This is a genomic window from Actinomadura flavalba DSM 45200 (assembly GCF_000374305.1).
Taxonomy (GTDB): domain Bacteria; phylum Actinomycetota; class Actinomycetes; order Streptosporangiales; family Streptosporangiaceae; genus Spirillospora; species Spirillospora flavalba.
Window position 1 is genome coordinate 1,913,488 of sequence record NZ_KB894093.1, and the last position, 22,169, is coordinate 1,935,656.

Annotated in this window: 21 protein-coding genes; 17 read left to right on the forward strand and 4 right to left on the reverse strand. The window is 74.2% G+C overall.

All coding sequences use genetic code 11. The features are described 5' to 3' along the window. The gene (locus tag C229_RS0108750; RefSeq protein WP_018654696.1) at positions 1–876 is read right to left on the reverse strand and encodes an HAD family hydrolase; all 876 of its coding nucleotides are present in this window, start codon (positions 874–876) and stop codon (positions 1–3) included. Between the two features lie 141 nt (positions 877–1,017). After that, positions 1,018–1,605: a sigma-70 family RNA polymerase sigma factor gene (locus tag C229_RS0108755; RefSeq protein ID WP_081639771.1), complete on the reverse strand. Its 588-nt coding sequence runs from the start codon at positions 1,603–1,605 to the stop codon at positions 1,018–1,020. 142 nt (positions 1,606–1,747) lie between these two features. Here C229_RS0108755 and C229_RS0108760 point away from each other — a divergent pair, with 142 nt between their 5' ends. From C229_RS0108760 to C229_RS0108795, 8 genes are all read left to right on the forward strand, one after another. Then, on the forward strand, positions 1,748–2,983 hold the full coding sequence (locus tag C229_RS0108760) for a putative quinol monooxygenase (protein ID WP_018654698.1): 1,236 nt from the start codon (positions 1,748–1,750) through the stop codon (positions 2,981–2,983). Beyond that, a complete protein-coding gene (locus tag C229_RS35295) occupies positions 2,980–3,237 on the forward strand; it encodes a glutaredoxin family protein (RefSeq protein ID WP_018654699.1) in 258 nt (85 codons plus the stop codon). Before C229_RS0108760 ends, C229_RS35295 begins: the two co-directional genes overlap by 4 nt. Before the next feature lie 246 nt (positions 3,238–3,483). After that, positions 3,484–4,203, forward strand: a complete 720-nt coding sequence (locus tag C229_RS29975; protein ID WP_018654700.1) for a redox-sensing transcriptional repressor Rex — start codon at positions 3,484–3,486, stop codon at positions 4,201–4,203. A 55-nt stretch (positions 4,204–4,258) separates the two neighbouring features. Then, entirely contained in the window at positions 4,259–5,626 is a 1,368-nt protein-coding gene (locus C229_RS29980; protein WP_051108888.1) for a glutamyl-tRNA reductase, read from the forward strand. Continuing rightward, positions 5,623–6,543, forward strand: coding sequence for a hydroxymethylbilane synthase (gene hemC, locus C229_RS0108780; RefSeq protein WP_033423956.1), 921 nt, complete (start codon positions 5,623–5,625; stop codon positions 6,541–6,543). Before C229_RS29980 ends, hemC begins: the two co-directional genes overlap by 4 nt. Continuing rightward, positions 6,530–8,128 carry a bifunctional uroporphyrinogen-III C-methyltransferase/uroporphyrinogen-III synthase gene (locus C229_RS0108785; protein WP_018654703.1) on the forward strand — a complete coding sequence of 533 codons (1,599 nt, stop codon included), beginning with the start codon at positions 6,530–6,532 and terminating at the stop codon, positions 8,126–8,128. Before hemC ends, C229_RS0108785 begins: the two co-directional genes overlap by 14 nt. Before the next feature lie 18 nt (positions 8,129–8,146). Then, positions 8,147–9,148, forward strand: a complete 1,002-nt coding sequence (gene hemB, locus C229_RS0108790; protein WP_018654704.1) for a porphobilinogen synthase — start codon at positions 8,147–8,149, stop codon at positions 9,146–9,148. A 126-nt stretch (positions 9,149–9,274) separates the two neighbouring features. After that, a complete protein-coding gene (locus tag C229_RS0108795) occupies positions 9,275–9,919 on the forward strand; it encodes a bifunctional DNA primase/polymerase (RefSeq protein WP_026313594.1) in 645 nt (214 codons plus the stop codon). A 7-nt stretch (positions 9,920–9,926) separates the two neighbouring features. Here the strand turns inward: C229_RS0108795 and C229_RS32715 are convergent, their stop codons facing one another. After that, complete coding sequence (locus C229_RS32715; protein ID WP_051108889.1) at positions 9,927–11,600, reverse strand: serine/threonine-protein kinase; 1,674 nt, start codon at positions 11,598–11,600, stop codon at positions 9,927–9,929. Positions 11,601–11,931: 331 nt separating this feature from the next. Between C229_RS32715 and C229_RS0108805 the strand changes: the two genes are divergently transcribed. Together C229_RS0108805 and hemL are read left to right on the forward strand one after the other, a co-directional pair. Then, positions 11,932–12,525 (forward strand): lipocalin family protein, encoded by a 594-nt coding sequence (locus tag C229_RS0108805; protein ID WP_018654706.1) that lies wholly within the window; start codon positions 11,932–11,934, stop codon positions 12,523–12,525. Between the two features lie 43 nt (positions 12,526–12,568). After that, entirely contained in the window at positions 12,569–13,858 is a 1,290-nt protein-coding gene (gene hemL / locus C229_RS0108810; protein ID WP_018654707.1) for a glutamate-1-semialdehyde 2,1-aminomutase, read from the forward strand. On the opposite strand, the gene C229_RS0108815 is transcribed toward hemL, so the two are convergent. Next, a complete protein-coding gene (locus tag C229_RS0108815) occupies positions 13,855–14,724 on the reverse strand; it encodes a dihydrodipicolinate synthase family protein (protein WP_018654708.1) in 870 nt (289 codons plus the stop codon). The two genes, hemL and C229_RS0108815, sit on opposite strands and share 4 nt — an antisense overlap. A 72-nt stretch (positions 14,725–14,796) precedes the next feature. Here C229_RS0108815 and C229_RS0108820 point away from each other — a divergent pair, with 72 nt between their 5' ends. The 7 genes from C229_RS0108820 (at position 14,797) to resB (ending at position 22,166) form a co-directional block, all read left to right on the forward strand. Next, positions 14,797–15,711: a LysR family transcriptional regulator gene (locus C229_RS0108820; RefSeq protein ID WP_018654709.1), complete on the forward strand. Its 915-nt coding sequence runs from the start codon at positions 14,797–14,799 to the stop codon at positions 15,709–15,711. A 25-nt stretch (positions 15,712–15,736) separates the two neighbouring features. Continuing rightward, entirely contained in the window at positions 15,737–17,839 is a 2,103-nt protein-coding gene (locus C229_RS34875) for a serine/threonine-protein kinase (RefSeq protein ID WP_051108890.1), read from the forward strand. 34 nt (positions 17,840–17,873) lie between these two features. After that, positions 17,874–18,464, forward strand: coding sequence for a hypothetical protein (locus C229_RS0108830; protein WP_018654710.1), 591 nt, complete (start codon positions 17,874–17,876; stop codon positions 18,462–18,464). 61 nt (positions 18,465–18,525) lie between these two features. Beyond that, positions 18,526–19,167, forward strand: coding sequence for a histidine phosphatase family protein (locus tag C229_RS0108835; protein WP_026313595.1), 642 nt, complete (start codon positions 18,526–18,528; stop codon positions 19,165–19,167). A gap of 48 nt (positions 19,168–19,215) precedes the next feature. Beyond that, positions 19,216–19,800, forward strand: coding sequence for a TlpA family protein disulfide reductase (locus tag C229_RS0108840; protein WP_018654712.1), 585 nt, complete (start codon positions 19,216–19,218; stop codon positions 19,798–19,800). 28 nt (positions 19,801–19,828) lie between these two features. Further along, entirely contained in the window at positions 19,829–20,548 is a 720-nt protein-coding gene (locus C229_RS0108845) for a cytochrome c biogenesis CcdA family protein (RefSeq protein WP_033424201.1), read from the forward strand. 1 nt (position 20,549) lies between these two features. After that, positions 20,550–22,166 (forward strand): cytochrome c biogenesis protein ResB, encoded by a 1,617-nt coding sequence (resB, locus tag C229_RS0108850; protein ID WP_018654714.1) that lies wholly within the window; start codon positions 20,550–20,552, stop codon positions 22,164–22,166. Positions 22,167–22,169: the final 3 nt, after the last annotated feature.

The following is a 22,169-nucleotide window of genomic DNA, read 5'->3' on the forward strand; positions in this document are numbered from 1 at the left end:
CTAGGCGCGCTGGTGGTGGCGGCGGATCGCGATGCCGGCGGCGACGCCGCCCGCGAGGGCCCCGGCACCGGCGGCCGCGGGCAGCGCCACCATCGTGACCTTGCGGCCGGTGCGGAAGTCGTGGATGGGCCAGCCGTGCTCGCGGGCGTGCTCGCGCAGCGCGGCGTCGGGGTTGACGGCGTGCGGGTGCCCGACGGCGGTGAGCATCGGCAGGTCGTTGATGGAGTCGCTGTAGGCCGAGCAGCGGGCGAGGTCGAGACCTTCGCGCTGCGCCAGCGCGCGGACGGCCTCCACCTTGGCGGGGCCGTGCAGCAGGTTGCCGACGAGACGCCCGGTGTAGAGGCCGTCGGAGGTCTCGGCGACGGTGCCGAGCGCGCCGGTGAGCCCGAGCCGCCGCGCGATCGTGCGGGCGACCTCGACGGGCGTCGCGGTGACGAGCCACACCTGCTGCCCGGCGTCGAGGTGGTTGAGGGCGAGCGTGCGGGTGCCGGACCAGATGCGGTCGGCCATGACCTCGTCGTAGATCTCCTCGCTGAGCCGGACGAGATCGTCGACCCGCTGCCCGGCGACGAACGACAGCGCCGCCTCCTTGGCCGACCCGATGTGCTCGGCGTTCTCGGTGCCGCGCAGCCGGAACGCGGCCTGCCCCCAGGCGAACATCATGAGGTCGCGCATGGTGAACAGTTTGCGGGCGGCCAGGCCGCGCGCGAAGTAGTAGATCGACGCGCCGCGCATCATCGTGTTGTCGACGTCGAAGAACGCCGCCGCGTGCGGATCGGGCTCGGGCAGCGGCTCGGGTTCGGCCGCCGCCGCGGCGGCCGCCGCACCTGCCGTGACCGGGTCGTCCGCCTTGCCGCGATGCCAGAGAAACCGCATGCGGCCGAGCCTAGCCCCTGCTTCCAATGTGACCTCAGTTCCGCGCGGGAGCGTCGCCTGCCCCGGTGCCGCGCCGCGCGCGATCCAGCCTAGCCGGACGTGATCGTCGGGCCGTGTACGCGAGGTGAAGGGGAACGGTCGTCACCTCCGCCGGAGGTCGTCGGGCAGGAGGCGGGCCAGCGAGCGGACGGCCCGGTACTGGAGCGCCTTGATCGCGCCCGCCCGCTTGCCCATGACGTCGGCCGTCTCGGCGACCGACAGACCGTGCAGGAACCGCAGCCGGACGCACTGCTGCTGCTGGGGGCCGAGCAGCCGGACGGCGGCCAGCACGGCGGCGTCGGTCATCGCGCCGAGCACGACGCCCTCGGGGCCCTCCTGCCGACGGGCGGGTTCCACCAGTTCGGCGGTGGTGACCTCCAGCCGGTGCCGGCCGGACTTGAAGTGGTCGGCGACGAGGTTGCGGGCGATCGTGACGAGCCAGGCGCCGAAGTCCTTGCCCTGCCAGGTGAAGTCGCGGATGCGGCGCAGCGCACGCAGGAACGTCTCGCTGGTGAGGTCCTCGGCGAGCGGGTGGGAGCCGACGCGCTGATGGACGTACCGGTAGACGAGCCCCCGGTAGCGGCGGTAGAGGGCGCCGAACGCCTCGGCGTCGCCGTCGCGGGCGCGCAGGACGAGCGCCTTCAGCGGGTCATGGGCCGGGCTCGGCGCGTCGAGGGCCGGGCTGCTCATGCAGTCCTCCTCGGGGCCGGTGCCTCCGTCGCGGACCGCCACTGTAGATACCGGACGGCATTCGGGCAATGCCGTGTGCGCGCGAGCGCGAGGGACGGGCGGTTACCTCTCCGGCCCGGACATCGGGCACCATGGGGCCACGATGCTCACCGCCCTTCTCGCGCTGCCGGCGACCGCGGGTGCCCTCACGGCCACCGGGTTGCTGGTCCGGCGCGCCGCCAGAGACCGGCTGCTGTACCTGATCGCCTGGTCGGTCACCCTGGTCGGCATCTCGCTCGCGCTCATCGCGATGACCCTCGGCCTGCTGCTCGACTTCAACGGCATGCTGTTCCGCGTGCTGGAGATCGGCGCCGCGCTGCTCGCGCCGATCTGGCTGGCGCTCGGCATGGTCGAGCTGGTCGCGCGGTTCGTCCAGATCCGGTTCGGCGCGTGGCTGTTCGCGTGCTCGTACACGCTCGTCGCGGTCGTGATCGCCCTGATCGACCCGATCGTCGGCAAGTTCGGCGACGGGCTGCCCAAGCCGGGCGACGTGTACGGCATCCTGCCGCTGCTGCTCATCGACGGCGCGCACGTCGTGGCCGTCCTGGCGCTGGTGGCGTGCGCGGTGTTCACCGCGCTGCTGGCGTCGCGCCGCGACGAGGAGGCGGCCGAGCTGCTGATCCCGGTGGCGCTGGTGGCGCTGGCGGGCGTGCTCGTCGTGGCGGGCACGCGCGGCCTGCTGCCGGGGGCGCTGGCGGTGATCGCGCTCGGCGGCGCGGCGGGCCTGGTCTGGTACGGGGCGATGCGCACGATCCCCGTCTACGAGGACGACGAGTACGACCAGGACTACGACGCGAGCGGCTACGACGAGCCCGAGTACGCCCCGGCGCCGCAGGCGCCCGAGCCGCGTCCGGCGCCCGCCCCGGTCGACCGGCACGGCGAGCTGCGCTTCCCCGAGCCGCAGCACGAGGCGCCGCGCTTCGCCGACGAGGCCCCGCCGACGAGCGTGGACGGCCCGCTGCTGGCGCCCGTCCCGGGCCCGCCGGGCGCGCCCGACCTGTCGGCGGCGCACGGCCAGATCACCGTGTACACCCTGCTGGACGGCCGCGAGGACGCCTTCGACCGCCTCGCCGACGACCTGGTGCGCGGCGCCCGCTCGGAGCCGGACGCGTTGATCCTGGCCTGCCACACGGTGGTGAACGCGCCGACGCAGCGCATCCTGTACCGGCTGTTCCGCGACGAGGCGTCGTTCACGGCGCACCAGCGCCAGCCGCACCTGCTGCGCTTCCTGGCCGACTCGCGCAGCCACGTGCTCGCCACGAACGTCATCGACCTGCGGCTCGGCGCGGCGAAGATCCCGCCGCTGCCGTCGGCCCGGCCGGGGTATCCCGTCCCGTGAGCGACGTGGTGGTCACGCTGCTCGGCAAGCCGGGCTGCCATCTCTGCGACGACGCCCGCGCGGTCATCGCGCGCGTCGCGGACGATCTCGGCGTGCCGTGGGAGGAACGCGACATCACGCTGTCGGCGGAGGACACGGCGGAGTACTGGGAGCAGATCCCGGTGACGCTGCTGAACGGTGTCCGGCACGACTTCTGGCGGGTGGACGAGACGCGCCTGCGCGCCGCGATCGGGCGGTTGCGCGACGGCGCGTGAGACGGCGGTGTTTCATCTGTCACACCGCCGAACAGCGCCGATCGGGCGCCGGACGCCCGGAAAGCCGGGCTGACCGGCCCTGCCGGACGCCCGCCGGGCCGAACGCGGTTCGCTCTACGCCGGGGCCGACTTTGTGCGCGTATTCACAAGGGTTAACCTGGGGGCAGCCCTGCACGGCCGGACGGCCGCGTCCCCGGGCCCGGAGCCCGGACGGGCCCCAGCGTCGAGCCCCCGAAGAGCAGGCCCGTGACACCACGCCAGAACCGCAACCGCGATCGCGCCGAACGCGGCATCCCCGACGCCACCGTGGCGCGGCTGCCGGTGTACCTGCGGGCCCTGCACGGCCTCCAGGAGCGCGGCACCGTGACGGTCTCGTCGGAGGAACTGGCCGCGGCGGCCGGCGTCAACTCCGCCAAGCTCCGCAAGGACCTGTCGCACCTCGGCTCGTACGGCACGCGCGGTGTCGGCTACGAGGTCGAGTACCTCGTCTACCAGATCAGCCGTGAACTGGGCCTGACCCAGGACTGGGTCGTGGCCATCATCGGGGTCGGTAACCTGGGCCGGGCGCTGGCCGGTTACGGCGGCTTCGCCTCGCGCGGATTCCGCGTCGCGGGGCTGCTCGACGCCGACGAGGGGATCGTCGGTCAGGAGATCTCCGGGATGGTCGTCGAGCACATCGACCGGCTGGAGGAGGTCATCGCCGAGCGCGGCGTGTCCATCGCCGTGCTGGCGACGCCGGCCGCCGCCGCGCAGACGGTGTGCGACCGCGTGGTGGCGTCGGGGGTCACCAGCGTGCTGAACTTCGCCCCGGTGGTCCTGTCGGTGCCCGACGAGGTCGACGTCCGCAAGGTCGACATGTCGATCGAACTCCAGATCCTCGCGTTCCACGAGCAGCGCAAGGCCGGAGGCCCGCTCGGAGAGGACCCGCCGGGCGCGGCGCAGTACGTTGAGACGGTGGAAGCGTGATGGGCGAGTCGGCGCCCCGGCGGCGTCCGGGTCGCGGGAATGCGGAAGGTACGCGATGAGTGTGCTGGTTGTGGGGCTGAGCCACCGGTCCGCGCCCGTGTCGGTGCTGGAGCGGGCGGCCGTGGCCGGGGACGACCTGGTCAAGCTGTTGCACGCCGTGCACGACTCGGCGCACGTCGCCGAGGCCGTCATCGTCTCCACCTGCAACCGCGTCGAGGTCTACGCGGTCGTGGACAAGTTCCACGGCGGCGTCTCGGCGATCTCCGAGCTGCTGGCGCTGCACTCGGCCGTCCCGCTGGACGACCTGTCGCACCACCTGTACGTCCACTACGAGGAGCGTGCCATTCAGCACGCGTTCGCGGTGGCGTGCGGGCTGGAGTCGATGGTCGTGGGCGAGGGCCAGATCCTCGGGCAGCTCCGCGCCGCGTTCCGGCTCGCGCAGCAGGAGGGCACGATCGGCAGCGAGCTGCACGAGGTCGTGCAGCGGGCGCTGCGCGTCGGCAAGCGCGCCCACCATGAGACCGGCATCGACCAGGCGGGCGCGTCGCTGGTGAGCGTCGGCCTCAAGGTCGCGGAGGCGCACCTCGGGCCGCTGACGGGCGTGCGCGCGCTCGTCGTGGGCGCGGGCGCGATGAGCGGCCTCGCGGTCGCGACGCTGGGCCGCGCGGGCGCGGGCGAGATCGTCGTGGCGAACCGCACCTGGGAGAAGGCGGTGCGGCTGGCCGCCTCGGTGGACGTCCCGGCCGGGGCCATCGCCCTGGACGACCTGGACGCCGCTCTCGCCGACGCCGACCTCGTCGTGTCCTGCACGGGCGCGACCGGGCTCGTCCTGACCACCGAGCAGCTCGCCGCGCACGGGTTCGGCCGGGGCCGCCGCCGGTTCCTGCTCGACCTGGCGCTGCCGCACGACATCGAGCCCTCCGCCGGTGAGCTGGCGGGCGTCCGGCTGGCCGGGCTGGAGCAGCTCCGCACCGCGCAGGAGGCGGCGCGCGCGGTCGGCCCCGAGGCGGTGGAGGCCGTGCGCCGGATCGTCGCCGACGAGGTCGCGGCGTTCCTGTCGGCGGCGCGGGCCGCCGCCGTCGCGCCGACGGTGGTGGCGCTGCGCAGCAAGGCCGCCGCCGTGGTGCAGAGCGAGCTGGCGCGGCTGACGGGCCGGCTGCCCGACCTCGACGCGCGGGCCCGCGCGGAGATCGAGCAGACCGTCCGCCGGGTCACCGACAAGCTGCTGCACGCGCCCACCGTCCGGGTGAAGGAACTGGCCGCCGCGCCGGGGGGCGACACCTACGCCGCCGCGCTGCGCGAGCTGTTCGACCTGGACCCCAAGGCGCCGCTGGCGGTGTCGCGGGCGGATCTGCCGGCCGAGGAGCCGTCCGCCGGTGACCGCCCGTGGCGCCGCACCGACGACGAAGGAAACCGATCATGAGCACGCCACTGCGCCTGGGGACACGGAAGAGCCTCATGGCGATGACGCAGTCCGGGCTCGTCGCCGACGCATTGACGCAGCGTACGGGGTATGCGGTCGAGCTGGTCGGGGTAACGACGCAGGGTGACGTATCCAAGGCACTGCTCGCCCAGATGGGCGGTACGGGGGTTTTTGTCAGCGCGCTGCGTGACAAGCTGCTGGACGGTGAGGTGGATTTCGCCGTGCACTCGCTGAAGGACCTGCCGACCTACCCCGCCGAGGGCATCGCGCTCGCCGCGATCCCGGCCCGCGACGACCACCGCGACGCGCTGTGCGGTCCGGCCAAGCTGGCCGACCTGCCGCGCGGCGCCCGCGTCGGCACCGGCTCGCCGCGCCGGGTGGCGCAGCTCCGCGCGCTCCGCCCCGACCTGGAGATCATCCCGATCCGCGGCAACGCCGACACCCGGCTGCGCAAGATCGCGGACGGCGAGCTGGACGCGGTCGTGCTGGCCCACGCCGGGCTCCGGCGGATCGGGCGGCTGGCCGAGGTCGCCGAGGTCTTCGACCCCGACCAGATGCTCCCGGCCCCCGGGCAGGGCGCGCTCGCGCTGGAGTGCCGCGCCGACCGGCCCGAGCTGGTGGAGCTGCTGGCGTCGCTGGACGACCGCGCGACCCGCGCGGCGGTCACGGCGGAACGAACCGTGCTCTCCGTGCTCGAAGCGGGATGTTCGGCACCCGTGGGAACATACGCTGCCGAAGAAGAACAGAAGCTTCATCTCACGGCCAACGTCGTCGCTGCCGACGGGGCCCGCCAGGTGCGGCTGTCCGCAAGCGGCCACCCGGATCGGGCCGAGGAGCTGGGACGCGACCTCGCGCACCGGCTGCTCGACCAGGGGGCCGACCAGTTGATGGGGGAGCTGCACGATGAGCCCCGCTAGCCAGAGCCACGACACCGCCGCCGACACCCGCCCCGACACCGAGGGCCGCGTCGCGCTCGTCGGCATGGGGCCGGGCGACCCCGGCCTGCTGACGCTGCGCGCCGCCGCCGAGCTGGCCCGCGCCGACGTCGTCGTCGCCGATCCCAGCGCCGTTCACCCCGAGATCCTCGCCCACTGCCGACCCGGCGTCGAGATCCTCGACACCGCCTCCGGCGACCCCGCCCGGCTCGCCGCCAAGGCGGCCAAGGCCGGACGCCGCGTCGTCCGGCTCTACCGGGGCGACCCGGGCCTGGCCTGCGGCCTCGCCGACGAGGGCGGCGCCCTCGCCAAGGCCGGGGTGCCGTTCGAGATCGTGCCCGGCGTCTCGTCGGTCACCGGCGTCCCCGGCTACGCGGGCATCCCGCTCACCGACGCCAAGCACCGCGAGGTCCGCGTCATCGACGCGTCCGAGGGCGGCGTCGACTGGGAGCGGTTCGCCGCGCCCGGCACCACGCTGGTCATCCTCGGCGCCGAGGGCACGGTCGCGGAGGTCGCCAAGGGCCTCATCGCGGTCGGCCGCCCCGACTCCACGCCCGCCGCGATGACGAGCCTCGGCACCACCACCGAGCAGGAGACCGTCGTCTCCACGCTGCACCGGCTCGCCGCCGACACCAAGGGCATGGAGTCCCCGGCGATGATCATCGTCGGGGACGTGGTGAACTGGCGCGACAAGCTGTCCTGGTTCGAGACCAAGCCGCTGTTCGGCTGGCGCGTGCTCGTCCCGCGCACCAGGGAGCAGGCCGCCTCGCTGTCGGAACAGCTCCGCGACTACGGCGCCGTGCCCGACGAGGTCCCGACGATCTCCGTCGAGCCGCCGCGCACCCCGCAGCAGATGGAGCGGGCCGTCAAGGGCCTGGTCACCGGCCGGTACGAGTGGGTGGTGTTCACCTCCACCAACGCCGTCCGGGCCATCCGGGAGAAGTTCGTCGACTACGGCCTGGACGCCCGCGCCTTCGCGGGCCTCAAGGTCGCCGCCGTCGGCGAGCAGACCGCCGCCGCGCTCGTCGAGTTCGGCGTCCAGCCCGACCTGACGCCGTCGGGCGAGCAGTCCAGCGAGGGGCTGGCCGCCGTCTGGCCGCCCTACGACGAAGACCTCGACCCCATCAACCGGGTGCTGCTGCCGCGCGCCGACATCGCCACCGACACGCTCATCGCCCGCCTCACCGACCTCGGCTGGGAGTGCGAGGACGTCACCGCGTACCGGACGGTCCGCGCGTCCCCGCCGCCCGCGCCGATCCGCGAGGCGATCAAGGGCGGCGGGTTCGACGCGGTGCTGTTCACCTCGTCGTCCACGGTGAAGAACCTCATCGGCATCGCGGGCAAGCCGCACAATGTGACGGTCATCGCGGTCATCGGGCCGCAGACCGCCCGCACCGCCGAGGAGTATGGACTGCGGGTCGACGTGATGGCCGACCGCCCGTCCGTCTCGGCGCTCGCCGAGGCGCTCGCCGAGTACGGTGCGAAGCGCAGGGCCGCCCAGGTCGAGGCCGGCGACCCGCTGCGCAAGCCCAGCCAGATGCGCCGGGGTGCCCGCCGCCGCAAGTGACGTCCAAGGAGTAGTGCCATGTCCGCTCGGTTCCCCGTCGCCCGGCCGCGCCGCCTGCGCCGCACGTCCGCGCTGCGCCGGCTCGCCGCCGAGACCCGGCTCGCCCCGGCCGACCTGGTGCTCCCGATGTTCGTCAAGGAGGGTCTGGCCGAGCCGCACCCGATCCCGTCGATGCCGGGGGTGTTCCAGCACACCCGCGACAGCCTGCGCAAGGCGGCCCACGAGGCGGCCGAGGCGGGCGTGGGCGGGGTCATCCTGTTCGGCGTGCCCGCCGTGAAGGATGCCGTCGGCTCGGCCGGTGACGACCCCGACGGCGTCGTGCAGACGGCCGTCCGCGACCTCAAGGCCGACCTCGGTGACACGCTCGTCGTCATGACCGACCTGTGCCTGGACGAGTTCACCGACCACGGGCACTGCGGCATCGTCACCGAGTCCGGGCACATCGACAACGACGCGACGCTGGAGCGGTACGCGGCGGTGGCCGCCGCGCAGGCCGCCGCGGGCTCCGACGTCGTCGCGCCGAGCGGCATGATGGACGGCCAGGTCGCCGCGATCCGCGCGGCGCTCGACGCCGCCGGGCACCCCGAACTGCCGATCCTGGCGTACTCGGCCAAGTACGCGTCGGCGTTCTACGGCCCGTTCCGCGACGCCGCCGAGTGCGCGCCCGTCTTCGGTGACCGCTCCACCCACCAGCAGGACCCGGCCAACGCCGACGAGTCGCTGCGCGAAGTCCTCCTCGACCTGGAGGAGGGCGCCGACATGGTCATGGTGAAGCCCGCCGGGGCCTACCTCGACGTCGTCCGCCGCGTCCGCGACACCGTGGACGTCCCCGTCGCCGCCTACCAGGTCAGCGGCGAGTACGCGATGATCGAGGCCGCCGCCGAGCGCGGCTGGCTCGACCGCGAACGCGCGATCGACGAGTCGCTGCTGTCGATCCGCCGCGCGGGCGCCGACATCGTCCTGACGTACTGGGCCGTCGAGGCCGCCAGACGGCTCGGAGAGTTGCGCACCGGCCGGTAGGTTTCCGCCGGTGATCACTTCGGCGTAGTCAGTTGGGACCGTTTTCATGCGGTCGCCCGGCACACCGGCGGCCGGACCGTCATCATTCGGGGAAACGTCGCACGGGTGAACTCTGGGGGGCGGAAGATGCCGGTGGTCTCGGGCAGGAAACGGCAGCGCGCGCGGGTCGAGGCGCCGCCGCCGATGGTGGAGGCCGCGCGCGGCTACGGGGAGATCGGCTGGCCGTGCGTCCCGGGCGCCACGCCGGGCGTCGACCGGTTCTGCTCATGCGACCGCATCGGCTGTCCCGACCCGGGCGCGCACCCGGTGTCGAAGGCGTGGGCGCATCTGGCGAGCGTGGACGGCGACGTCCTGACCCGGCTGTGGGCCGCCGCGCCCGACGCGAACGTCATGCTCCCCACCGGACGCGTCTTCGACGTGTTCGACGTCCCGGCCGCCGCCGGAGCCCTGGCCCTCGCCCGCATCGCGGCCGAGGGCCTTCCCGTCGGGCCGGTCGCCGCGATCGGCACCGACCGGCACCTGTTCTTCGTCGCGACGCGCGGCGCCCCGGTGGACGAGGACGAGTGGTGGACGTGCCAGCTCGACACGTCCCCCGCGACCGTCGCGGACACGCCGGGGATGCGCTGGCACTGCCGCGACTCCTACGTCCCGGCGCCGCCGTCGATGCTGCCGTTCGGCCGCGCCGTCACGTGGATTCACCCGCCCGGCGACGCGCCGCTGCCCGACCCGCTGCGCCTGCTCACCGTCCTGTCGGAGAGCTGCGAGCCGTAGCCGGCGCTCAGCGCGGGGCGCCGATGGAGACCTTGGCGCCCCACCGGCTGTAGGTCGAGGTGTAGGTCTGGTTGCGCTCGGGTCCGGCCGCGCGGAAGGTGACGCGGGTCGGCCGGGACTGCTTGTCCAGGTGGACGGTGTAGGTGACCTCGGTGGCGCCGGTGCGCTTGGCGAGGTCGCCGAACAGGTCCCCGACGTTGGCGACCTGGGCGAGCCGGTCCAGCGGGGCGGTGCCCTGGTGGGCGCCGCCGTTCGCGGTGAACGTGGCGCTGTTGCGCAGCAGCGCGGGGACGTTGGCCACCGCCGACCCTTCGCGGATCTGCGCGGCGAGGCCCGCGTAGCCGCGCGCGCGGGGGTCGAAGTCGACCGAGCGCCAGCGTCCGCCCGCGCGCAGCCAGGTGGTGTCCTTGAGGAGCACCGAGCGGCCCGCCTTGCGGGTGCCGCCCGACCCCTGCACGGTCATCTGGTACGACGCGGGCGCGTCGGCCTGGAGCGCGAGGGAGCCGTTGGCGTTGGCGGTGCCGCAGCAGCCGCTGCGGCGGAACGTGAAGGCCGCCCCGGCGGGACGGTCCACCGCCGCCTCCACCTTGTCGGCCAGCGCGGACGCCTGCGCCAGCGCCGGGTCCACCGTGGGCACCGGGGACGGCGAGCCGGACGTGGCGGGCGTCGCGGGCGGCGTGTCCTCGCCGCCGCGCATCGCGATCGCGGCCCCGGCGACACCGCCGACGATGACGATCGTCGCGGCGGCGGCCACCAGCGGCTTGGTGCGGCTGCGCTTGGCGGGCGCGGCGGCGGCGCCGCGCGACGCGGCCTTGGCCGCCTTGGCGGGCGGCGGCTCGGGCGCCTCGGCCGCCTGCCGGGCCAGCTCCGTCAGCCGCTCGCGGCCCTGCGCCTCCCACGACGGCCCGTAGGCGGCGACGGCGGCGGTCTCGACGGCCTCCAGGAAGTCGGCGGCCGACGCGGGCCGCTTCTCCGGCTCCTTGGCCAGCCCCTGCGCGATCAGGTCGCGCAGCGGCCCCGGCACCGACTCCACCGGCACCGGCGCCTCGCGGTGCGCCTTGGCCAGCGAGCGGCCGGTGAACGGCGGCGAGCCCGTCAGGCACTCGAAGAACACGGCGGTGGCCGCGTACAGGTCGGCGGGCGCCGACGGCGGCGCGCCGCCCCACAGCTCCGGCGCCGCGTAAGCGGGGCCGCCCTGCGCGGCGTCGCCGGACGGCGCCATGCCGAAGTCGGTGAGCCGGGCGTTGCCGGACGCGTCCACGAGCACGTTCGCGGGACGCAGCGCGCCGTGCGCGACGTCGGCGTCGTGCGCGGCGGCCAGGCCGAGCAGGACGCCGCCGAACGCCGACAGCGCGGCGAGCGGGCCGGTCGGCCCCTGCGCGGCCAGGATGCGGCGCAGCGTCACGCCGTCCACGCGCTCCATGACGACGGCGGTGCCCTGCGGGGACTCCACGAGGTCGAACAGGTCGACGACGTTGGGGTCCTCGATCTGGGAGAGCCGCCGCGCCGTCATCCGGAACCGGGACAGGAACACCTCGTCGGAGTCCAGCCGGGAGTCCAGGTACTTGATCGCGACCTTGGTCTGCGTGAGGTCGTCGACGGCCAGCACCACGCGGCCTGCGGTGCCGCCGCCCAGATCCGTGGCGTGCGTGAAGCCAGGGACCGTCCAGCCGTTGACCACCTGCGAGTCATCCCCTCCGCGGCGGCGTGTGCCGCCGGAGCATCCGCATGCCCGGCTCGGCGTCCGAGGCGAGCTTTCCGGTGCGTTCCAACCTTGTCCACCGCAACACGGCGGATGCGTACGTTGCTGGACTATAGGCCCGTTCACCGCAGGGTCAAGGCACGTCACCGAACTGCAACGCGTCGGCGCGCGCGTGTGCGCGGTCCGTCGCGCCGCGACTGCGGAGCGCCCGCGTCGCGCGCCGGTCGGCGCGGCAAGAACTTGTTCAAAGTTTGTTCATTGCCGGACCGGACAGAGAGGGGGCGACACCCGGCGAGCGGAGGAGCGACGAATGCGCGCGAAGCGGACGATGCGAGCGGTGACGGTGGGCGCGGTCGCGGCCGCCGCGACGGTGGCGGGCGCCGGAGCGGCGTCGGCCGAGGCGCCGGTGCCCCCGGTCGCCTCGGTGGACGTCCCCCGGTACCTCGGCACCTGGTACCAGGTCGCGGCGGTACCCCAGTGGTTCGAGATCCAGTGCGTCAAGAACGTCACCGCGCGGTACGGCCTCGCCGCGAACGGCTCGGTCGCGGTCGAGAACCGGTGCGCCGCGTGGTTCGGCGCGACGAGCGCCGTGCAGGGGGAGGCCAAGCCGCTCGACGCCACCAACGCCCGGCTGAACGTCTCGTTCGTCCGCTGGGACGGCGCCTACGTGCACCAGAAGACCGCCAACTACATCGTCGTCGGCCTCGACCGGGACTACGGCTGGGCCACCGTCACCGACGCCGGGCGCGGCAGCGGCTTCGTCCTGTCCCGCCGCCCCGCGCTGAGCGCGGAGCAGACCGCCGCCGCGCAGGCGTCCCTGCGCGGCGCCGGAGTCGACCCCTGCCGGCTCAAGGTCACCGCGCAGGACGGCGGCCGGTCCGACAAGGGCGCCGCGTTCTGCTGACCCGGCCGTCGCGAGCACGGGCGGAGGCGGGGAAGATGGGAGCGTGACGACGACCGAACGCTCCCAGGAACTGTTCGCGCGGGCCGAGCGGATCGTGCCCGGCGGTGTCAACTCGCCGGTGCGGGCCTTCCGCGCCGTGGGCGGGACGCCCCGGTTCATCACCTCCGCCCGGGGCCCCTACCTGACCGACGCCGACGGCACCGAGTACGTCGACCTCATCTGCTCGTGGGGCCCGATGATCCTCGGGCACGCGCACCCCGCCGTCGTGGACGCGGTCACCGGCGCGGCCGGGCGCGGCACGTCCTACGGGGCGCCGACGCCCGGCGAGGTCGAGCTGGCCGAGGAGATCGTCGCGCGGACGCCGGTGGAGCAGGTGCGGCTCGTCAACTCCGGCACCGAGGCGACGATGTCGGCGATCCGGCTGGCGCGCGGCTTCACCGGCCGCGCCAAGATCGTCAAGTTCGCGGGCTGCTACCACGGCCACGTCGACGCGCTGCTGGCCGCCGCCGGGTCCGGCGTCGCCACGCTCGCGCTGCCCGACACGCCCGGCGTCACCGGCGCCGCGACGGCCGACACGCTCGTCCTGCCGTACAACGACGTCGCCGCCGTGGAGCGCGTCTTCGCCGAGCACGGCCCGGAGATCGCCTGTGTGATCACCGAGGCGGTGCCGTGCAACATGGGCGTCGTGCCGCCGCTGGACGGCTTCAACGCGCTGCTCCAGAGCCTGTGCGCGCGCAACGGGTCGCTGCTCGTCGTCGACGAGGTGCTCACCGGGTTCCGCGCCTCGGAGTCCGGCTGGTACGGCGTCGAGGGCGTCGCGGGCGACCTGGTCACGTTCGGGAAGGTGATGGGCGGCGGGCTGCCCGCCGCCGCGTTCGGCGGCCGCGCCGACGTCATGGCGCTGCTCGCCCCCGCCGGTCCCGTCTACCAGGCGGGCACGCTGTCGGGGAACCCGCTCGCCACGGCGGCGGGCCTGGCGACGCTGCGCAACGCCACCCCGGACGTGTACGCCGCCATCGACCGCGCGGCGCGGATCGTCGGCGACGCGGCGTCCGAGGCGCTGACCAAGGAGGGCGTGCCGCACCGGCTCCAGCGCGCCGGGAACCTGTTCTCGGTCTTCTTCACGGGCGAGCCCGTGCACGACTTCGCCGTCGCCCAGACGCAGGACTCGGCCGCCTACGCCGCGTTCTTCCACGCCGCGCTCGACCACGGCGTCTACCTGCCGCCGTCGGCGTACGAGGTGTGGTTCCTGTCCGCCGCGCACGACGACGCCGCCCTCGACCGCGTCCTGGCGGCCCTGCCGCACGCGGCCCGCGCGGCCGCCGCGGCCTAGGGCGCGCCGGCCGTCGAGTAGCGGGGCGTCGCGGTGTGCGCGGTGCGCGCCGCCGCCTCGGCCTGGCGGGCGGCGCGGCGGGCGTTCAGCGGCCGCGCCGGGGTGAGCGGGGCGCGGACGAGCGGGGTGTCGATCACGCCCAGCTCGGCCAGCGCCCCCTTCAGCACCGCCGGGGCGGCCTGCTCGGCGAGCGTGTCGAGCAGCGGGAGCAGCGCGTCGTGGTCGTCCAGCCGCATGTCGCGGTACGCCTCGGGAACCAGGCACGCCGTCGCGGTGACGCCGCCCTCGGCGCCGAGCGCCAGCATCGGGAACAGCAGCGCGTCGTCGCCGCACAGGATCGGCTTGGTGCTGTTGGCGATCAGGTCGAGGGTGTCGCGGCCGAGGGCGCCGGGGCAGTGCTTCATCGCCGCGACGCCGTCCAGGTCGAGGATTCGCAGCAGCGCGTCCGGCGCGAGCCGCTTCCCGGTGCGGTACGGGATGTCGTAGACGATGACGGGTACGTCCAGCGCGGCCGTGACGGCGGCGAAGTGCGCCACGACGGCGTCGTCGTCGGGCCGCACGTAGTACGGCACCGGGACCAGCAGCGCGTCGGCGTACCGCTGCCACCCGCGCGCCTCGGCGATCGTCGCGGCGGTGCCCGCGCCGCCCGCCCCGACGGTCAGCGGCGCGCCGGACGCGCGGCACACGTCCAGGACGGTGCGGCGCTCGTCGTCGGTGAGCAGCATCGCCTCGCCGGTCGAGCCGAGCGCGACGAGACCGGCCGCGCCGCCGTCCAGGCAGCGCCGCACGACCCGCTCCAGGCTCGCGACGTCCACGGTGTCGGCGGCGGTGAGGGGAGTGGGCAGGGCGGCGTGGATCTGCGTCATGGGCTCAGCCTCGCGCGCGAGGTGTTTAAGAACAAGCTAGAAAACCTGCATGGTCGGCTTTAGAATTGCTTCATGCTCGATCTCGAACGCCTGCGCGCCCTGCACTCGGTCGCGACCTACGGCTCGGTGAGCGCCGCCGCCGACGTCCTGCACGTCACCACGTCGGCGGTGTCGCAGCAGCTCGCCAAGCTCGAACGCGAGACGGGCCAGAAGCTGCTGGAACGGCACGGCCGGGGCGTCCGCCTCACCGACGCCGCCGAACTGCTCGTCACCCACGCCGAGAACATCCTGTCCCTGGTGGAACGCGCCCAGTCCGACCTGGAGGCGCACCGCGGCGCCGTCGTCGGCCGGCTGTCGATGGCGGCATTCGCCACGGCCGTGCGCGGGCTCGTCCCCGAGGCGCTGGCGTCGCTGCGCCGCGACCACCCCGACCTCGCCGTCTCCGTGCACGAGACCGACCCGATGCAGAGCATCCCCCTGGTCGCGCGCGGCGACCTCGACATGGCCGTCGTGCAGGACTGGAACAACCAGCCGCTCACGCTCCCCGACAACCTCCAGCGCGGCTTCATCTGCGACGACGTCGCCGACATCGCGCTGCCGTCCACGCACTGCCTCGCGCACCGCGACCGCATCCACCTCAAGGAGCTGGCGGGCGACGCGTGGATCAGCTCGTCGCCCAACAGCATCTGCTGCGAGTGGCTGAACCACACGCTGCGGCGGCACGAGTGCGAGCCGAACATCGCGCACACCGCCTACGAGATCCCGACGCAGCTCGTCATGGTCGCGGCGGGGCTCGGCAACGCGATCCTGCCCCGGCTCGGCCGCGACGCGCTGCCCCCGACCGTCTCGATCGTCGAGGTCGAGCCCGTCATGACCCGCCGCATCTTCGCGATCTGGCGCGAGGAGGCCGCCCGCCGCCCGGCGATCCGCGCCACCCTCGACGCGCTGCGCACCACCGGCGCCTGCCTGCCGGAACGATCTTCCTGACCGCGATGGGCGCTATCGTCCCCTTGTGACGGAATGGCGGGTTTCGGGGTACACGGAAGTCCGGGAGCTGGGCGCGGGGGCGCAGGGCCGGGTCGTGCTGGCGCGCAACGACGCGTCCGGCGCGCCGGTCGCGGTCAAGTACCTCGCCCCCGCCGCCGACGAGGCCGAGCGCGAGCGGATGCGGCACGAGGCGCGGATGCTCGCGCAGGCCGACAGCCCGCACATCGCCCGGCTCTACGGGATGGTCGAGAGCGACACGGGCGCGGCGCTGGTCATGGAGGCCGTGGACGGCGTGTCGCTCAAGGCCGTGCTGGAACGGCACGGCGCGCTCGGGCCCGAGGCCGCGCTGACGGTGCTCAAGGGGTCGCTGCTCGGGCTGGCCGCCGCGCACGCCCTCGGCGTCGTGCACCGCGACTTCAAGCCCGCCAACATCGTCGTCCCCGCCGACGGGCGCAGCCGCCTGGTCGACTTCGGCATCGCCGTCCCCGCCGGGCGGGTCGCGGGCGGCGCCGGGACGCCGCTGTACATGGCGCCCGAGCAGTGGACCGAGCACACCGCCACGCCCGCGACCGACGTGTACGCGGCCACCTGCGTGTTCGTGGAGGCCGTGACGGGGCGGCGCCCGTACTCCGGCAGCGGCGACGAACTGCGCGCCGCGCACCTCACCGCGCCCGTCCCCGTCGCGGACGTGCCCGAGCCGCTGCGGCCCCTCGTCCTGGCCGGGATGGCCAAGACGCCGGACGCGCGGCCGCCCGGCGCGGCCGTGTTCGTCGAGGAACTGGAGACCGTCGCGCGCGCCGCCTACGGCGACGACTGGGAGGGGCGGGGCGCGCAGATGCTCGCGTTCGCCACGGTCGCCCTGGCCGCGCTGTTCCCGCTCGCGGCGTGGACGGTGCCCGCCGGAACGGCGGCGAGCGCGGCCGGGTCGTCGGCGGGCGCGGTGTCGCTGGGCGGGAAGGCCGCCGCCGCGGGCGGGGCCAAGGGGTTCCTCGGCAGCGGCGCGGGGATGGCCGGGATCGCGGCCGGGACGGCGGCCGTGGTCGTCGGCGGCGCCGTCATCGCCCAGCAGTTCGTCCCGGACGACCCGCCGCCGCGCCCCGCCGTCAGCGCCTCGCCGGTGGCGGCGACGGTCGCGCCGATCGGCTGCAAACCGTCCGGGCCGGGCCCGAGCCAGGCGGCGCCGCCCGCGACGCTGACGCTGCCCGCGCGCATCCGGCTGCCCGAGGGGGCCGCCGTCTACTACGGGGGCGACCAGTTCATGATCGGCCCGGCGGGCCGGGAGTGCCTGTCGTCGGCGGGCGCCGCCAGCGGCACCCACGACGTCGGCACGCCCGCGACCGGGTTCGTCTCGCGGTCCTGGCAGGGCTCGGTCGGCACGATCGCGGGCATGATGTGCGAGTACTTCCCGGACTCGCCGGAGGCCGCCCGGGTCCGGCGGGACCGGGGCGACTGCACGTCGTCCACGCCCCGCACGGCGCTGCCCGCCGGGGCGAAGGGCGTCCGCGCGGTGCTCGTCCCCGGCGACATCGCGGACGCCGGGCCGCCTCCGCCGCGCGTCAGCGTCCGCCTGGTCACCGTCAGCGACAACGGGGCGCCGACGTCCACGACCTGCTCGATGCCGTGGGCGAAACGCGACCTGTGCACGGCGGCGCTCGGCTACGCCTACCTGCTGCACGCCGAGGGCACCGCGACCCCGGCCGCGACCCTCGACGCGGCACTGGCCCGCATCGGCACGTACGTCACGGCGTCGCGCACCGGGGCGGGCGCGCCCGCGAACCCGTACGCGGGCCGGAGAGTCGAGGGGGTCTTCCTGCCCGGCCTGAAGTTCGCCCCGGCGCGTTTCGTCGCCGTCAAGGACGACCCCGGCAACTACACCGTGCGGCGCAAGGGCACGTACGTCCCGGTCGCGCTGGCCCCCGGCTTCAAGGCCGGATACGTCACCCTCGGCGAGGGACCGAACGGCGTCGGCCTCGTGCGGCGCCCGATGACCGTGGCCCGGTTCCAGGCCCACCTGAGCCGCGTCCGCGACCGGAACGGACTCGTCACCGGCACCAACCCGTGGATCGTCCGCTTCGACGCCGCGGGCCGCGTGCTCAGCGCCGACCACGACGCGTCACCGTCCCTGTGACCCGCGCCGCCGGGGCGGCTGGCAGCATGGACGCATGACGTTCGAGCTGGTGGTGTGGCGGCAGACCGGGACGATCAGCGCCGAGCAGGCGGCGGCGACCGACCGGGACACACTGGACCCCGCCGCCGCGGTCGCGGCGTTCCACACGGACCTGGCCGGGCTCGCCCCCGACGCCGAGGTCACCGCCCCCGAGTCGCGCTACGCGGTCGTCACGATGACCCCCGACCGGGTGGACGAGGTGTCGTCCGAGGTCTACGCCCTCGCCCGCGACCATGAACTGATCTGCTACGACCCCGAACGCGCCCTCGTCCACAACCTCGGCCCCCTCGGCGCCTACCGGGGAATGCAACTCCACTCCGGCGACGGCCTGGTCGTCATCGACCCCGACCTGGGCCTCATCGACGCCGCCCTCCAACGCCTGGGCCCCCAGAACCCCTTCACGTCCCTGGTCGTCTTCGGCGAACACTTCATCCAGACGTCCCCAGAGAACGACACCTACGAACTGGAGTACAAGGAAGACACCCTCCACCGCACCTCGACGGGTCTAGCCGAGGTACGCCTGGCCTTCAACGAGTACGCCACGGGCGAGCGCGCCTTCCTGCACCGCCACGCCTGGCAGGGCTGAGCGGCGCAAGCGGCAGGGCTGGGGAGGGGCAGTGGGGGTGCGCCGGTACGCTGGCGGCGCGATGACTGAGACGACGATCGTTCACCTGCTGCGGCACGGTGAGGTGCACAATCCCGAGGGCGTTCTGTACGGGCGGCTGCCCGGCTACCGGCTGAGTGAGGACGGCATCCTCATGGCGAAGGCGGCGGCGCGGCACTTCTCCGAGCGGGACGTCGCCGCGCTGTTCTCCTCGCCGATGCAGCGCGCGCTGGAGACGGCCGCGCCGCTGGTCGACACGTTCGAGCTGCCGGTGACGGTGGACGACCGGCTGATCGAGGCCGGCAACCACTTCGAGGGGCTGACGTTCGGCGCGGGCGCCGGGTCGCTGCGCCGTCCCGCGCACTGGCCGCACCTGCGGAACCCGTTCACGCCGTCGTGGGGCGAGCCGTACGCGGTGATCGCGGCGCGGATGCGGTCGGCGGTGATCCGCGCGCGGGACGCGGCGCGCGGCCACGAGGTCGTGTGCGTCAGCCACCAGCTCCCGATCTGGGTCCTGCGCCTGCACGCGGAGAAGCGCCGCCTGTGGCACCACCCGGGGCGCCGCGAATGCGCGCTGGCGAGCGTCACCAGCCTGACCTTCGAGGACGCCCGGCTGGTCGAGGTGTCCTACCTGTGCCCGGCGGCCGGGATCGGCGGCGCGGAACCCGGAGTCGCGGGCGCCTGACCTTGCCGTTACATTGAGTACTACGCCCTGTAGTAGTAGGAGGGTCCGTTGAGCCCCCGCGCCACCCCCGTCCGCGTCGCCGCCGCCGTCGCCGCGCTCGGTCTGCTCGCCGGCTGCGCCGGTACGAGCGCCTCCGGCGGCCCGGACGGCTCCGGCAACCGCTTCGTCGCGGGTGACGGCAACGTCCAGAAGATCCGCCCCGAGAACCGCAAGGCCGGTCCGCAGGCGTCCGGGACGACGCTCAAGGACGAGCAGCTCAAGCTGTCCGACCTGCGGGGCAAGGTCACGGTCGTGAACTTCTGGGCGTCCTGGTGCGCTCCGTGCCGGGGCGAGGCCCCGTCGCTCCAGCGCGTCCACACCGAGCAGAAGCCGAATGGCGTCGAGTTCGTCGGCGTCAACTTCAAGGACTCCAAGGCCAACGCGCAGGCGTTCGACCGCCGCTTCGGCATCACCTACCCGAGCTGGTTCGACGCCGACGGCCAGATCGGCCTGGCCTTCCGCGACATCCCGCCGGACGCGATCCCGAGCACGCTCGTCCTGGATCGCCAGGGCCGCGTCGCCGCCCGCATCATCGGCTCCACCACCTACTCGCGCCTCACCCCGGTCGTGACGGAAGTCCTGGCAGAACGGTGACGCCGCAGTGAGCGTGACCGAGACGGTGATGGGGGGATCGCTGGTGGCGGCCGCGCCGCTGGCGGCCGTCGCCGGGCTGGTCTCGTTCGCGTCGCCGTGCGTGCTGCCGCTCGTCCCCGGCTACCTGTCGTATGTGACGGGCCTGTCCGGCGCCGACCTGGCCGACGAGCGGCGCGGGCGGCTCGCGCTCGGCGCCGGGCTGTTCGTCGCCGGGTTCACCGCCGTGTTCGTCGCGATGGGCACGCTCGCCGGGGGGCTGGGCCGCTGGCTCGCCGTGTACGAAGACCCGATCACCCGGGTTCTCGGCGTCGTCACGATCGTGTTCGGCCTCGCGTTCATGGGCTTCGTCCCGGGGCTCCAGCGCACGTTCAAGACGGGACGGCTGCCCGCCGCCGGGCTGGTGGGCGCGCCGCTGCTGGGCGTGCTGTTCGGCGTCGGCTGGACGCCCTGCATCGGCCCGACGCTCGCCGCCGTGCAGACGCTGTCGTTCACCGAGGCCAGCGCGGGACGCGGCGCGCTGCTCTCGCTGGCGTACTGTGCGGGGCTCGGGCTGCCCTTCGTGCTCGCCGCGCTGGCCTACCGCCGCGCGCTCGGCGCGTTCGGCGTGCTGCGCCGGCACTATCCGCTGGTCATGCGGGTCGGCGGGGGGATGCTCGTCCTCATCGGCGCCCTGCTGGTGACCGGACTGTGGAACGACCTGACGATCGAGCTGAAGTCGTGGATCAGCGGCTTCGAACCGGTGATATGAGATGACGGACACAGACACCGAACCGGGCACGGCCGCGCCGCCGGAGCGGCAGGCGAAGGCCGAGACGCCGCGTCCGCGCGGGTTCGGCCCGCTGGGCTGGCTGCGCTGGGCGTGGCGGCAGCTCACCACGATGCGGACGGCGCTCATCCTGCTGTTCCTCGTCGCGCTCGGCACCGTGCCGGGGTCGATCCTGCCGCAGCGCGGCCAGGCGCCCGAACGCGTCGAGCAGTACTACGAGGACCACGCGTCCCTGGCCCCCTGGCTCGACAAGCTCTCGCTGTTCGACGTGTTCGCCGCGCCCTGGTTCGCGGCGATCTACATCCTGCTGTTCGTGTCGCTGGCGGGCTGCGTGCTGCCGCGCGCGGGCGTCCACTACCGGGCGATGCGGGCCCGTCCGCCGCGCGCGCCGCGCAACCTGGCCCGGCTGCCGCAGACGGCGACGTACGAGACCGACGCCGACCCCGAGGCCGTCCTGGCGCAGGCCCGCACGGTGCTGCGCAGGCGGCGGTTCCGCACCGACGCCGACGGCGCCGCCGTGTCCGCCGAGAAGGGCTACCTGGGGGAGACCGGCAACCTCGTCTTCCACCTGGCGCTGCTCGGCCTGCTGTTCGCGCTCGGCGTCGGCAACGTCTTCGGCTACCGCGGCGACGTCCTGCTCACCGAGGGCAAGACGTTCGCCAACGCGATCAACAACTACGACCAGTTCGCCCCCGGCCGCTGGTTCGACACCGGCGAACTCGCCCCGTTCACGATCACGCTGGACGAGTTCACCGCCCGGTACGAGGCGAAGGGCGCCCAGCGCGGCCAGGCGCTCGACTACCTGGCCCGGCTGCGGTTCAAGGAGAGCCCGGACGACCCCGGCGGCCGCTACGACCTCAAGGTCAACCACCCGCTCCAGGTCGGCAGCTCGAAGGTGTACCTGCTCGGCAACGGCTACGCGCCGCGCTTCACCGTCCGCGACGGCAAGGGCGAGGTCGCCTTCCAGGACACCGTGCCGTTCCTGCCCATGGAGCAGCGCGGCATGACGTCCGAGGGCGTCATCAAGGCGCCCGACGCGCGCCCCGAACAGCTCGCGTTCTACGGCATCCTGTGGCCGAGCGCGGCGGCGTCGCAGGACGGCAAGCAGATCCAGTCGGCGTTCCCGGCGCCGATCCGGCCGATGGTGTCGATCACCGCGTTCAAGGGCGACGTCGGCCTCGACAACGGCGCCCCGCAGTCGGTCTACAAGCTCGACAACATCGGCCGCGGCCTCGACGTCGTCAAGGACGGCCGCAAGCTGCTGGAGCCCGGCGAGACGCTGAAACTGCCCGGCGGCGCCGGGTCGATCACGTTCGACGGCCTCGCGGAGTACACGACGCTGTCGGTCAACCACGACCCGGGCCGGGTGCCCGCGCTCATCGCGGCGATCCTGGCGGTGGCGGGCATCGTCGCGTCGTTCATGGTGCGCCGCCGCCGGGTGTGGGTCCGTGCGCGCGCCGGGAAGGGCGGGCGTACCGTGGTGGAGGTCGGCGGTCTGACGCTCGGCCATCCCACGCCGGAGTTCGACGACATCGTGGCCGCGCTGCGCGGCGAGAAGGACGCGGGAGACCCGTCGTCCGACACCGGAAAGAAGGAGTGACGG

Excerpts from the sequence above, each read along its gene's own strand:
- C229_RS0108750 (WP_018654696.1), bottom strand. The coding sequence starts at position 876 with ATGCGGTTTCTCTGGCATCGCGGCAAGGCGGACGACCCGGTCACGGCA.
- C229_RS0108755 (WP_081639771.1), bottom strand. The coding sequence starts at position 1,605 with ATGAGCAGCCCGGCCCTCGACGCGCCGAGCCCGGCCCATGACCCGCTG.
- C229_RS0108760 (WP_018654698.1), top strand. The coding sequence starts at position 1,748 with ATGCTCACCGCCCTTCTCGCGCTGCCGGCGACCGCGGGTGCCCTCACG.
- C229_RS29980 (WP_051108888.1), top strand. The coding sequence starts at position 4,259 with ATGAGTGTGCTGGTTGTGGGGCTGAGCCACCGGTCCGCGCCCGTGTCG.
- hemC (WP_033423956.1), top strand. The coding sequence starts at position 5,623 with ATGAGCACGCCACTGCGCCTGGGGACACGGAAGAGCCTCATGGCGATG.
- C229_RS0108785 (WP_018654703.1), top strand. The coding sequence starts at position 6,530 with ATGAGCCCCGCTAGCCAGAGCCACGACACCGCCGCCGACACCCGCCCC.
- hemB (WP_018654704.1), top strand. The coding sequence starts at position 8,147 with ATGTCCGCTCGGTTCCCCGTCGCCCGGCCGCGCCGCCTGCGCCGCACG.
- C229_RS0108795 (WP_026313594.1), top strand. The coding sequence starts at position 9,275 with ATGCCGGTGGTCTCGGGCAGGAAACGGCAGCGCGCGCGGGTCGAGGCG.
- C229_RS0108805 (WP_018654706.1), top strand. The coding sequence starts at position 11,932 with ATGCGCGCGAAGCGGACGATGCGAGCGGTGACGGTGGGCGCGGTCGCG.
- C229_RS0108815 (WP_018654708.1), bottom strand. The coding sequence starts at position 14,724 with ATGACGCAGATCCACGCCGCCCTGCCCACTCCCCTCACCGCCGCCGAC.
- C229_RS0108820 (WP_018654709.1), top strand. The coding sequence starts at position 14,797 with ATGCTCGATCTCGAACGCCTGCGCGCCCTGCACTCGGTCGCGACCTAC.
- C229_RS0108830 (WP_018654710.1), top strand. The coding sequence starts at position 17,874 with ATGACGTTCGAGCTGGTGGTGTGGCGGCAGACCGGGACGATCAGCGCC.
- C229_RS0108835 (WP_026313595.1), top strand. The coding sequence starts at position 18,526 with ATGACTGAGACGACGATCGTTCACCTGCTGCGGCACGGTGAGGTGCAC.
- C229_RS0108845 (WP_033424201.1), top strand. The coding sequence starts at position 19,829 with ATGGGGGGATCGCTGGTGGCGGCCGCGCCGCTGGCGGCCGTCGCCGGG.
- resB (WP_018654714.1), top strand. The coding sequence starts at position 20,550 with ATGACGGACACAGACACCGAACCGGGCACGGCCGCGCCGCCGGAGCGG.